The organism is Nonomuraea cypriaca, assembly GCF_015645445.1.
Taxonomy (GTDB): domain Bacteria; phylum Actinomycetota; class Actinomycetes; order Streptosporangiales; family Streptosporangiaceae; genus Nonomuraea; species Nonomuraea cypriaca.
Genome location: NZ_JADOGI010000010.1, coordinates 44,316 through 56,345 on the forward strand (window position 1 = coordinate 44,316; position 12,030 = coordinate 56,345).

At 69.9% G+C, this 12,030-nt stretch carries 11 protein-coding genes; 5 read left to right on the forward strand and 6 right to left on the reverse strand.

Annotated features, from left to right (window positions below; all coding sequences use genetic code 11):
* Position 1: 1 nt before the first annotated feature.
* Genes ITP53_RS05360 through ITP53_RS05370 form a run of 3 tightly spaced genes read right to left on the reverse strand, consistent with a single transcriptional unit; the run spans position 2 to position 3,086 of the window.
* Positions 2-823, reverse strand: coding sequence for a carbohydrate ABC transporter permease (locus tag ITP53_RS05360; protein WP_195894161.1), 822 nt, complete (start codon positions 821-823; stop codon positions 2-4).
* Positions 820-1,734, reverse strand: a complete 915-nt coding sequence (locus ITP53_RS05365) for a carbohydrate ABC transporter permease (RefSeq protein ID WP_195894162.1) — start codon at positions 1,732-1,734, stop codon at positions 820-822. Before ITP53_RS05365 ends, ITP53_RS05360 begins: the two co-directional genes overlap by 4 nt.
* Positions 1,731-3,086, reverse strand: a complete 1,356-nt coding sequence (locus ITP53_RS05370) for an extracellular solute-binding protein (protein WP_195894163.1) — start codon at positions 3,084-3,086, stop codon at positions 1,731-1,733. Before ITP53_RS05370 ends, ITP53_RS05365 begins: the two co-directional genes overlap by 4 nt.
* 86 nt (positions 3,087-3,172) lie before the next feature.
* On the opposite strand from ITP53_RS05370, the gene ITP53_RS05375 reads away from it, so the two are divergent.
* Positions 3,173-4,360: an ROK family transcriptional regulator gene (locus ITP53_RS05375; protein WP_195894164.1), complete on the forward strand. Its 1,188-nt coding sequence runs from the start codon at positions 3,173-3,175 to the stop codon at positions 4,358-4,360.
* Here ITP53_RS05375 and ITP53_RS05380 read toward each other — a convergent pair.
* Positions 4,357-5,007: a FadR/GntR family transcriptional regulator gene (locus ITP53_RS05380; RefSeq protein WP_328814038.1), complete on the reverse strand. Its 651-nt coding sequence runs from the start codon at positions 5,005-5,007 to the stop codon at positions 4,357-4,359. The two genes, ITP53_RS05375 and ITP53_RS05380, sit on opposite strands and share 4 nt — an antisense overlap.
* Positions 5,008-5,227: 220 nt before the next feature.
* On the opposite strand from ITP53_RS05380, the gene ITP53_RS05385 reads away from it, so the two are divergent.
* From ITP53_RS05385 to ITP53_RS05395, 4 genes are read left to right on the forward strand one after another with little or no spacing between them, the layout of a single operon-like run.
* A complete protein-coding gene (locus tag ITP53_RS05385; RefSeq protein ID WP_195894166.1) occupies positions 5,228-6,388 on the forward strand; it encodes an extracellular solute-binding protein in 1,161 nt (386 codons plus the stop codon).
* Entirely contained in the window at positions 6,385-6,681 is a 297-nt protein-coding gene (locus tag ITP53_RS55820; protein ID WP_207755551.1) for a sugar ABC transporter permease, read from the forward strand. The genes ITP53_RS05385 and ITP53_RS55820 overlap by 4 nt, the downstream gene beginning before the upstream one ends.
* Positions 6,678-7,259 (forward strand): carbohydrate ABC transporter permease, encoded by a 582-nt coding sequence (locus tag ITP53_RS05390; RefSeq protein ID WP_328814041.1) that lies wholly within the window; start codon positions 6,678-6,680, stop codon positions 7,257-7,259. Before ITP53_RS55820 ends, ITP53_RS05390 begins: the two co-directional genes overlap by 4 nt.
* The gene (locus ITP53_RS05395) at positions 7,256-8,092 is read left to right on the forward strand and encodes a carbohydrate ABC transporter permease (protein WP_195894167.1); all 837 of its coding nucleotides are present in this window, start codon (positions 7,256-7,258) and stop codon (positions 8,090-8,092) included. The genes ITP53_RS05390 and ITP53_RS05395 overlap by 4 nt, the downstream gene beginning before the upstream one ends.
* Here the strand turns inward: ITP53_RS05395 and ITP53_RS05400 are convergent, their stop codons facing one another.
* Positions 8,093-11,086: an alpha-mannosidase gene (locus ITP53_RS05400; protein ID WP_195894168.1), complete on the reverse strand. Its 2,994-nt coding sequence runs from the start codon at positions 11,084-11,086 to the stop codon at positions 8,093-8,095.
* 86 nt (positions 11,087-11,172) lie between these two features.
* Complete coding sequence (locus ITP53_RS05405) at positions 11,173-11,979, reverse strand: alpha/beta fold hydrolase (RefSeq protein WP_195894169.1); 807 nt, start codon at positions 11,977-11,979, stop codon at positions 11,173-11,175.
* Positions 11,980-12,030: the final 51 nt, after the last annotated feature.

The following is a 12,030-nucleotide window of genomic DNA, read 5'->3' on the forward strand; positions in this document are numbered from 1 at the left end:
GTCAGCCCTTCACCGAGCCGGCGAAGTTGAAGGAGCCGGCCAGATACTTGTTCACGGCCACATAAAGGACCACCGCGGGGGCCGTGTACAGGATGGAGAAGGCGGCGAGCTGGCCGTAGGCGACCTGACCGTACTGAGAGAAGAACGTGTAGATCGTGACCGCCGCGGGCTGCTTCTCCGGGGTGTCCAGCAGGACGAACGGGGCGAAGAAGTTGCCCCACTGGCCCACGAACACGAAGATCGCCACCACGGCTATGCCGGGGGCCATCAACGGGCCGACCACGGCGGTCAGGGAGCGGATCCAGCCCGCGCCGTCCACCCAGGCCGCCTCCTCCAGGCTCACCGGCACCCCGTCCATGAAGTTCTTCATCATCCAGATCGAGAACGGCAGCGAACTCGCGGTCAGGAACAACACCATCGCCGGCACCGAGCCGTACAGGTTGAACCGGAAGAACATCGCGTAGACCGGGACCAGGATCGCCGTCACCGGCAGGCCGGTGGTGAAGAGCAGGCTCAGCATGAAGTGGCGGCGGTAGCGAAGCTGGTAACGCGACAGGGGGTAGGCGGCCAGGCCCGCCACGAAGACCGTCAGGAGCGCCGTGGTGCCGGAGATCACGATGGAGTTGATCAGGGGCAGGATGATGGTCTCCCAGGTCAGGACCGCTCTGAAGTTGTCCAGGGAGAACTCCGACCTGGGCGAGGCGTCGAGCGTCGCCTCCGGCTGGACCGAGGCGATCAGGACCCACACGAACGGGCCGAGGAAGGCCAGCGCGATGACGATGAGCGCGAGGCCCGCGGCTCCTCTGACGGCCATTCTGGTCATGCGTCCTCCACCTTGATCAGGCGCAGGTAGATCAGCGAGAACAGCGCGCCGATCACCAGCATGACCAGCGCGATCGCGGAGCCGTAGCCGATCTCGAAGTAGCGGAACGCCTGCTCGTACATGTAGAGCGGGGTCGTCTGGCTGGCCGTGCCAGGGCCGCCGCCGGTCAGGGCGTAGATGAGGCCGAAACTGGCCAGCGTCTGCAGGGTGATCAGCATGAGGTTGGCCATGATCGAGCGGCGGATCAGCGGGAGCGTGATGTGCGCGAGGCGGCGGACCGGTCCTGCCCCGTCCACCGCGGCGGCCTCCACCAGGTCGGCGGGCACCTCGGAGAGGGCCGCCGAGTACACCAGCATCGAGAAGGCCGTGCCGCGCCAGATATTGGCCAGGATGACGGCCACCATCGGGGCCGTGTAGAGCCATTCCTGGGAGATGCCGAGCACCACGTTCAGGGTGCCCTCCTCGGCCAGGAAGGAGAACCAGCAGGCGGCCGCAACCACCTCGGGCACCACCCAGGCGGCGATGACGATCCCGTTGACCACGCTGCGGGTGACGCGGCCGCGGCCGCGCTGGAGCAGGGCGATGATCAGGCCGAGGGTGTTCTGGCCGATGACGGCCGAGCCGATGACGAAGACGAAGGTGAGGAGGAAGGAGTTGAGGAAGTTCGGGTCGCCGAAGAGCCTGACGAAGTTGCCGAAGCCGACGAACTGCGAGTTCACCGAGGCCGAGCCGGTCAGGGTCTCGTTGGTGAAGGCGATGTAGAGGCTCCACAGGATGGGGCCGGCGAGGAACAGGACGAGCAGGACGAGCGCGGGGCCCAGGGGGATGAGCCAGCGCAGCGCCCCGCGCCGTGCCGGGCCGCGGGAAGGCGGGCGCGTCACGGGCGGGGCAGGCGCGGTGGCGACCGTCATCGGGCCAGGACCTTGTCGGCGCCTCCCACGGCCGTGGGCAGGGCCTGCACGTACGCCGCCGTCGCCTCCTCAGGCGTCCGCGCTCCCGTCGTGACCGCCTCCATGGCCTCCTGGACCTGGGCGGACACCTTCGGGTACGCCTCGTAGGCCGGTCGGTAACGGGTGACCGCGGCCAGGTCGGTGAAGAACTTGACGCTCGGGTTGCCGGCGCTGTACTTCGGGTCGGCGGCCACGTCCTTGCGGGGCGCGAGGTCGCCGGTTCCGACCGAGTACGTCATCGAGTTCTCCTTGTTGGTGGCCACCGCGATGAAGTCGAACGCCTCCTGCTTGTTCTTCGTGTAGGCGCTCATTGCGATCACCCAGCCGCCCGACATGCTGACCGCGCCCGGCTCCTCGCCGTTCTGCGTCGGCATGGCCGTCCAGCCGACCTTGTCCTGCCACTCCGGCCACGGTTTGGTGCTGGTCGGCTTCCAGGCCGCGGCGGTCCACGCGCCGTCGAGCGAGATGCCGATCCGGGCGGCGGGGAACCACTCGAGGTTGACCTTGTCGGCGAGCTTGGCGTTGTGCGCGTCGGCCTGCCTGGGGCCGAGGTCCTCACGGTAGACGGTGTTGACGAAGGTCAGGGCGTCGGTGAAGTTCTTGCCGCCGGCCACCCACTTCTGCTGCGTGTCGTCGTAGAGGGTGCCGCCGGGGGTGCCGTACAGGAGCATCTCGAAGCCCTGCATGGTCGACGCCTCGCCGTGGATCTTCGTGGAGTACATGCTGAACGGGATGACGTCGGGCAGCTTCTGCTTGATCGTACGGGCGGCGGTCAGGACGTCGTTCCAGGTCTTCGGCTCCCACGGGACGGGGAGGCCGGCCTTGGCGAAGACGTCCTTGTGGTACCAGAGGCCGCGGGTGTCCGTGCTGATCGGGACGCCGTAGATCTTGCCGTCCCCGCCCTTGGCAGCCTCCTTGACCGAGTCGGGGAACTGGGTGTTCCAGTCGGGCCACTTGGTCAGGTAGTCGTCGAGCGGGGCCAGCTTGCCCGCCGCGACGTCCGCGTTGACCTGGAACGTGTCGTGGTAGTAGAGGTCGGGAGCCGAGTCGGGGGACCGGTTCAGCAGCGCCAGCTTCGTGTAGTAGGCCTCGGAGTTGCCCTGGACCGGGGTCAGCTTGATCGTGACGCCGGGGTGGGCGGTTTCGTACTGCTGTTTCGCGTTCGTGAGCATCTTCTCCAGATGCGGCCACGTCCGCTCGACTCTGTAGAGGACTTCGAGCTCCTTGCCGCCGGAGGGATCCTGCGCGGTGTCGGCGCCGCAGCCTGCGACGGCTGTCAGCAGCAGGAGTGAACCGGCCAGCGTCCGTTTCATCACGGCCTCCCCGTCCTTCCGTGGGATGCCGCGAAGGTAAATCTTTTTGATTTACTAAGTCAACACTCTGTGGTGACATTGCTGACATGCAACTGGGCACGAACCTGCCCAAGGTCGGCAGCTACAACCGCGCCGTGGTGCTGGAGGCCATCCAGGCCTCGGACGGGATCAGCCGGGTGCAGATCGCCGCCCGCACCCGCCTGACCGCGCAGACCGTGTCGGTGATCGTCCGCAGGTTGCTGGAGGACGGGCTGGTCGTCGAGGACGGGTCCGAGCCGTCGAGCGGGGGCAAGCCGCGCAGGATCCTGCGGGTCGACGCGCGCGCCGGATACGCCGTCGGCGTGCACTTCGATCCCGGCGAGATCTCGTGTGTGCTCGCCGACCTGGCGGGGCGCCCGGTCACGCGGCTGCACCTGCCGGTGCGGGCGGGGCTGCCGCCCGACACCGTCGTCAAGCAGATGGCCAGGGCCGCGCGGCGGATGCTCAAGGCCGCGGGGGTGCCGGACGAGAAGGTGCTGGGGGTCGGGCTGGCCTGCCCCGGGCCGCTGGACGCGGATGGGGTGATGGTCTCGCCGCCGCGGCTGCCCGGCTGGGACCAGGTGCCGATCAGGAGCCTGCTGCGCGAGCACACCCAATTCCCGGTGACCGTGGACAACGACGCGACGGCCGCGGCCATCGGGGAACGGTGGGCGGGGATCGCGCGGTCCACGCCGAGTTTCGCGTACCTGTACCTGGGGACCGGGATCGGCGGGGGGATATTTCTGGATAACCAGGTGTATCGGGGGCGGTCGTTGAATGCCGCCGAGTTCGGGCACATCACGGTCGAGCCCGACGGGCCCGCGTGCTACTGCGGTAACCGGGGATGCGTGGAGGCCGTCTGCTGCCCGAGCGCGATCGAGGCGGCGATGAGCGACGTGAGCCCCGGAGGGCCGGCCGGCCACGCCGCCATCTGCGCGGCGGCCGCGTGCGGGGAGCCCGTGGCCCGCGCGGTGATCGAACGGGTGGCCGGGCGGCTGGCCGACGCCGCGGTGAGCGTGGTGAACATGCTGGACATCGACCTGCTCGTACTCGGCGGGCCCGCGCTCAGGGACGTCGGGGAGATCTACCGCGAGGTGATCGCGCGGGCCGTGTCGAGCAGGTCGCTGGCCAGGCGGCTGCACGCGGTGCGGGTGGAGACCTCGCCGATCGCGGCCGACGCCGCCGCCATCGGCGCCGCCACGCTGGTCTTCCACGCCACGTACGCGCCCCGCCTGGGGGCCCTGCTCAGCGGCTAGAGACCGGCCTCATCCCGCCCCGCCTGGGCCAGGAGGTCCCGCATGGCCTTCTCCGCCGCGTCCGGATCGCCCTGCCGCACCGCGTCGAGGACCGCTCGGTGCGTGGCGGCGAACCCCGGGCGTTCGCCGCTCGAATGCACCAGGCGGTCCCGCGCGGACAACGCCGCGGCGATGACCACCTCCAGGCATTCCAGCAACTCGTTGCGGGAGGCGGCGAGCAGCGCGCGGTGGAAGGTGACGTCCGCCTCGGTGTGCGCGACGGGGTCGGCCACGGTGGCCGCCATCTCGCGCAGCGCCGCCTCAAGAGCCGCCACGTCCTCGTCCGTACGCCGCGCCGCCGCGAACCGGGCGCCGGCCGGCTCCACCACGGCCCGTACCTCGGCCAGGTCGCGCAGCATGTCCGCGTCACCTCGCTCCTCGAAGCGCCAGCGCAGCACGTCGGGATCCAGCAGCGACCACTCGCCCCGCGGCCGGACGAACGTGCCCCGCTTGGGCCGGGCGTCCACCAGACCCTTGGCGGCGAGGGTTTTGAGCGCCTCCCTGACCACGGTATGACTGACCTGATAACGGCGGCCCAACTCGGCGGGGTCGAGGTGCCGGGTGGCCTCGGGATCGCCGCTCACAATACGTCGTCCGAGGTCTTCCACAACTTCACCATGCATCCCTCGCCTCGGATAGCTCATGCGGCGCCTCCCCTTCCATCCGTCTACTGATAGTGATAAATCATATTTTATGAAAATACGGCCACATCGTCTGAGGGCCCCCCTCCTCGGCCTGGCCGCGGTGGTGACGTTGCTACTCAGCGCCTGCGGAAGCGGAGCGGGGCCACAACCCGTCCGGCTGACGTTCTGGGCCTGGGTCCCCGGTATGGATCAGGCGGTCGACCTGTTCAACCGGACCCACAAGGACATCCAGATCAAGCTCGACAACATCCCGCCCGGAAACGTGGGCGGATATGGCAAGATGCACGCCGCTGTCATGTCCGGAGACGCCCCCTGCCTGGCTCAGATGGAGTTCCAGGAGTTGCCATCCTTCCTGCTGAACAGCGAGCTCGCCGACCTGAACCCCTATCTCACACAGGCCGACCGGGCGGACTTCCAGCAGGGCACCTGGGACCTGGTGACGTTCGAGGGCGGCACCTACGCGGTGCCGCAGGCGACCGGGCCCATGGCGCTCTACTACCGGGATGATCTGCTCAAGAAGTGGGACATCAAGGTTCCCACGACCTGGCAGGAATATCGCGAGGCGGCGGTCAAGATCCGGCAGGCCGATCCGAACGCGTACATCGCGACGTTCGCCGCGAACGACGCCGCGCAGTTCATCAGCCTCGCCTGGCAGGCGGGCACGCCGTGGATGAACGTAAAGGGCGACGTCTGGCGCGCCGAGCTGACCAGCCCGGCCTCGGCCAAGGTCGCCCAGTTCTGGCACGACATGATCAAGGACGACCTGGTCAAGGTGGCACCCCTGTTCACGCCGAGCTGGTACAAGGACCTCAACGACGGCCGCCTGGTGGCGTTCCCCGTCGCGCAGTGGGGCGAGGCGATCATGGCGGCCAACGCCCCCGCATCGACGGGCAAGTGGCGGGCCGCGCCGCTGCCGCAGTGGGAGCCCGGTGGCAAGGCGTCGTCCACCAACGGCGGCTCGGCCACGTCGGTGCTGCGCGGCTGCGAGCATCCCGAGGAGGCGGTGGAGTTCGCGCTGTGGATCAACCGTGACCCGCGCAGCGTGGGGATGCTGATCAAGAGCGGCTACGGCTGGCCCGCGGCCATCTCCGGCATGTCCAACCCGCAGCTCACCCAGCCGTCGGAGTTCCTGGGCGGGCAGCGGACGGCGCAGCTCTTCACCGACTCCTCCAACCAGGTGCCGCCCGGCTGGGTGTGGTGGCCGACGTTCGACGACACGGTGAAGATTCTCAGCGACCGCTTCGAGCAGGCGCTCGGCGGCGGGGGCACGCTGGTGGACGCGCTCAAGGCCGCGGAGACGCGGACGGTTGAGCAGATCAGGACGAAGGGGTTGAGGGCCGAATGAGCAAGCGTGCCGCGGCGGTGTTCCTCGCCCCGTTCCTGGTGCTGTTCGCCGCGTTCTTCGTGGCGCCGATCGGACACGCCCTGGTGCAGAGCTTCACCACGGTGCAGCGGTCCGGACTGCTCGGGCTGCACGGCACGCGCTCGGAGTTCGCCGGGCTGGCCAACTACGGCACCGCGCTGTCCGACGCCGACTACATGGGCAGCATCGGGCGGATCCTGCTGTTCGCGCTGATCATGGTCCCGCTGATGGTGGTCATGTCGACCATCCTCGCGCTGGTGCTCGAAGCCGGGTGACGCGGTGGCCGAGGTTCTTCCGGACCGCGTTCTTCCTGCCGTACGGCATCCCAGGCGTGATCGCCTCGATCATGTGGGGCTTCCTGTACGCGCCCGGCACCTCGCCGTTCACCCCGGTGTTCACCGCCCTGGGCGCCGAGGCGGACCTGCTGGGGCCGGGCACGGTCTTCTGGTCGATCATGAACATCGTGCTGTGGCAGTTCATCGGCTACAACATGCTGATCGTGGTGGCGCAGTTGCAGTCGATCCCGCAGGTGCTCTACGAGGCCGCCAGGATGGACGGGGCCAGCAGGTGGACGATCGCGCGCAACGTGCAGCTGCCGCTGATCAGGCCGGCGCTCGTGCTGATCACGGTGTTCACGATCATCGGGTCGCTGCAGCTGTTCAATGAGCCGCAGGTGCTCCACCTGCTGTCGACCGGGATCTCGAGCACGTACACGCCGACGCTGACCGCGTTCAAGGAGGCGTTCAACAGCAACAACCTGAGCCTGGCCGCGGCCGAGTCGATCATCCTGGCGCTGGTGATCTCCGTGCTGTCGTTCGGGTTCCTGCGGCTCGTGCAGAGGGGACGCCGATGAGGACCGTCAGAACGCGGTGGCTGGTCACGGTGCTGCTCGCCGTGCTGGCGGCGTACTTCCTGATGCCGCTCTACTGGCTGATCGTGGCGGGCACCAAGAGCACCGGCGATCTGATCAACTCGGCGCCGCTGTGGTTCGCCAATCCGCAGCTGTTCACGAATCTGTCGGATCTCGTCACGTTCGGCGACGGCATCTTCGGGCGGTGGATGCTCAACTCGGTGCTCTACGCAGGGGTGGGCGCGCTCGGGGCCACGTTCATCTCGGCGTGCGCCGGTTACGCGCTGGCCAAGTGCGAGTTCCGGGGGCGGGAGGCGCTGTTCAACGTCGTCCTGGCCGGCGTGCTGCTGCCCATGACGGCACTGGGCCTGCCGCTCTTCCTGCTGATGTCGAAGCTGGGGCTGGCCAACACCTACTGGGCGGTCCTGCTGCCGAGCCTGGTGAGCCCGTTCGGCGTCTACCTGTCCAGGGTGTACGCCGCCACCGTGCCTGACGACGTGCTCGACGCGGCCAGGTCGGACGGCGCGGGGGAGTGGCGGATCTTCATGAAGATCGTGCTGCGGATCATGTCGCCGGCGCTGGTGACGATCTTCCTGTTCCAGTTCGTGGCGATCTGGAACAACTACTTCCTGCCCCTGGTGATGCTGTCCGACAACGAGCTCTACCCGATCACGCTGGGACTGACGAGCTGGCAGGGCTTCGCCGACCGGCAGCCGATCCTGCAGACGCTCACCGTGGTGGGCGCGCTGGTGTCGGTGATCCCGCTGATCGTGCTGTCCGGCGCGCTGCAGCGGTTCTGGCGCGCCGGACTCACGGAAGGGAGCGTGCGGGAGTAGCTAAGCCCGCTTCATGCGCAGCGTGACCAGCTCGAACGGCCGCAGCGTCAGGGACACCGCGCCTCCCTGGCGCCGCGGCTCTCCCGTGGGGCGTTCGAGCAGGTCCGTGGTGACGACCTCGGCGACGGGGAAGCGCGGCGTCAGCGTGGCGCGGGCGCGGCCGCCACGGGACTCGTGGAAGCGTGCGATCACGTCGCCGCTCTCGTCGTCGGCCAGCTTGACCGCGGTCACCACCACCGCCTCGTCGTCCACCGTCACCAGCGGCTCCACCGCGGCGTCGCCGGGGACACGGCGCTCGGGGAGGTTGATGAAGTGGCCCTCGCGGACCGCGTCGCCGATCGTCGCGCCCGGCACGAGCGCGTGCCGGAAGTGGTGCACACCCTGGTCGGTCTCCGGGTCGGGGAAGCGCGGGGCGCGCAGCAGGGAGACGCGCAGCGTCGTGGTCGTGCCGGACTCGCTCACGGTACGGGTGACGTCGTGCCCGTAGGTCGAGTCGTTGACCACCGCGACGCCCCAGCCGGGCTCGGCCACGTGCACGAAACGGTGGTTGCACGCCTCGAACTTGGCGGCCTCCCAGCTCGTGTTGGTGTGGGTGGGGCGGAAGGTGTGGCCGTACTGGCTCTCCGAGGCGTACCTGTCGGCGTGCACGTCGAGCGGGAACGCCAGCTTGAGGAACTTCTCCGTCTCGTGCCAGTCGACCTCGGTGTCGAGGTCGAGCCGGCCGCCGGCGAGCGTGAGCACCTGGGCCACGGACGACGACCCGAACGAGCGCGTGACGCGCACGGAGGAGCCGTCGAGGCTCACGTCGTCGGCCTCGGTCAGGTCGGTGACGGTGTTGCGGTAGAACTCGTCCACGTCCCACGCGTCCCACTTGTTGGGGAAGTCGGGGTGGAGTTGCAGCAGTCCGGCCGCCTGGCCGGGCGGGATCGTCTCCCTGCCGGCCGCGCGGTCGTAGGCGGAGACGATCAGTCCGCGGCCGTCGATCGCCACGCTGAGCAGGTCGTTCTCCAGCACGTAGCCGCCCTCGTCACGGGGGCGCGCGGTGGCCGGCGCGTCCGGCGTGGCGCTCGCGGCGGCGCCGGCCCGGACCCCGTGGCGGGTGTGCGGGGCGCCGTTGAAGACCAGCGTGCCCGCGCCGGGAGCGCCGGCCAGGGCGCGCTGGGCCGTGTCGATGACGGCGTTCAGCTCCTCCGCCACCGCCGCGTACGTCCTGCGCGCCTCGCGGTGCACCCAGGAGATCGACGAGCCGGGCAGGATGTCGTGGAACTGGTGCAGCAGCACGGTCTTCCAGAGCCGGTCCAGCCGCTCGTACGGATAGGGCACGCCGGCGCGGACCGCCGCCGTCGCCGACCACAGCTCGGCCTCCCGCAGCAGTGACTCGCTGCGGCGGTTGCCCTGCTTGGTCTTGGCCTGGCTGGTGAGCGTGGCCCGGTGCAGCTCCAGGTAGAGCTCACCGGCCCAGACCGGCGGATTCGGGTATTCCGCCTCCGCCTTGGCGAAGAAGGCGGCCGGCGGCTCCCACGTGACGGCGGCCGAGCCCTCCAGGTCACGCAGCCTGGCCGCCTTGGCGACCATCTCCCGCGTCGTCCCCCCGCCTCCGTCGCCCCAGCCCGTCGGCGCCAGTGAATGCCGCGCGCGGCCCTTGTCCTTGAAGTTGCGGGCCGCGTGCGCGATCTCGCGGCCCTGCATCGAGCAGTTGTAGGTGTCCACAGGCGGGAAGTGCGTGAAGATCCGCGTCCCGTCGATGCCCTCCCACAGGAACGTGTGGTGCGGGAACGTGTTCGTCTGGCTCCACGAGATCTTCTGCGTGAGCAGCCGCTTCGACCCCGCCGCCTTGATGATCTGCGGCAGCCCGGCCGCGAACCCGAACGTGTCCGGCAGCCACACCTCCTCGTTGTCGATGCCGAACTCGTCGATGAAGAACCGCTTGCCGTGCACGAACTGCCTGGCCATCGCCTCGGAGCCGGGCATGTTCGTGTCGGACTCCACCCACATGCCGCCCGAAGGGACGAACCTGCCGCCGGCCACCGCCTTGGTGACCCGCGCCCACACCTCGGGCCGGTGCTCCTTGACCCACGCCCACTGCTGGGCCTGCGACATCGCGAAGACGAAGTCCGGCTCGTCCTCCAGCAGGGCCGTCATGTTGGCGGCGGTGCGGGCCACCTTGCGCACGGTCTCGCGCAGCGGCCACAACCAGGCCGAGTCGATGTGCGCGTGGCCGACCGCGCTGATCCGGTGCGCCGACGGCACGGCGGGGGACGACAGCACGCCGGTCAGCTCGGCCCGGGCGGCGGCCGCCGTGCCGTTCACGTCCTGCAGGTCCACGGCGTCCAGCGCCCGGCTCAGCGCCCGCAGCAGCTCCCAGCGGCGGGCGCCCTCCACGGGCAGCTCAAGCATCAGCTCGCCGAGCACCTCCAGGTCCATCACGAGCTGCCACACGGTCTCGTCGAACACGGCCAGGTCCATGCGCGCCAGCCGGTACAAGGGGTCGGTGCCGGCCGTCTCCTTGTCGCCCAGGGGCGTCGGCTGGAAGGCGGGGCGGCCCAGGATGACGGGGTTGGAGGCGGCCTCGATGTGCAGGCGGACCCGCTCGCCGCCCGCTGCGGGGGAGCCGACGCGTACCCACTGGTTGCGCGGGTTGAGCCCCTTCACCGGGGAGCCGTCGGGGCGGTAGACCAGCCCCTCGCACTGGAAGCCCGGGGACGCCTCCTTGAAGCCCAGGTCGAGCAGGGCCTCGACGGTCCTGCCCGCCCACCGTCCCGGCACCGTCCCGGTGACCGTGAACCAGCTCGTGCCCCACGGCGCGCCCCACGCCTCGCCCGCCGCGATGGGCCGCGGCGTGGCGGCCAGCCCCTCGGCGACCGGCACGGGCTCGCCGGGCGCGTGCCAGACGGCCACCTCCAGCGGCACGGACTCGGGGTAGACGGCCGGGCGGATGCGCTCGTCCAGCACGCGCCGGAGACGGGCCTCGACCAGGTTGCGGTCGTCATGCATCAAGGAACTCCAAGCAACGAAGGTGACGGAACATCAGCCTTTAGCACGTTAGGCAACGCGGCCGCGATCTGCTACCTCCGGCCCAGTCAGGTCAGCAGGTCGTGCAGGGCGGCCGCGAACTCGGCCGGGCTCCTGAGGTAGCCCACGTAGTCGCCGGGCAGCTCCACCGGTGTCACGCCGAGGTGCTCCGCGACGGCCACCGTGCAGCGGTGCATCGGCCCGCCTTTCGTCAGCATGCCACTGGCCAGGACCAACGGGGCACCGCGCAGCGCCTCGGCGTCGGGGACGTATCTGCAGAAGGAGCGCAGCTCGTAGAGCAGGCTCGTCTCCATGTTGACGGCCATCCTGGCCAGCATGTCGCGCAGCCACGGCGGCAGGTTCGGGTCGGGCTCAGGCGCCGCTGTCACGCCGGTCTCGGCGCCGAGCCTGTGCAGGGCGGGCCCGATCCCGTCGCTCCGGTGGATCCGCACCACCTCCTGCTCCAGCCGCCGCCAGCGGCCCGCGTCTGGAAGCAGGTCGAACGCGGGTGGCTCGTGCGCGACCAGCCGCCGCACCCGCTCCGGGTGGCGGGCCAGCAGGTCCAGCGCGATCAGGGCGCCGGAGTGGGTGGCGAACACGTACGCGGGGTCCGCGCCCAGTTCGCCGAGCAGGCGGCGGGCGTCGTCGGCGTGCTCCTCGATCCGCTGCTCCGCCAGCGGGCCGGTGAGGGGGCTGCGGACCGAGGCGCGGCGGTCGTAGGTGATGACCGTGTAGCGGCCGGCGAGGGCGTCGGCCAGCGGGGCGGCCATCGCCGCGTCGGCGCCGCCGCCGAGGATCGTCAGCAGGGCTGGTCCGCGGCCGCGCACTTCGAAGGAGAGGCGCGCGCCTGGGACGTCGAGCGTTCCGGTGTCCATGGTGCGCTCAATCTAGGACGGCGCGCGGCGGAGGTCGAACTGGCGGATGTA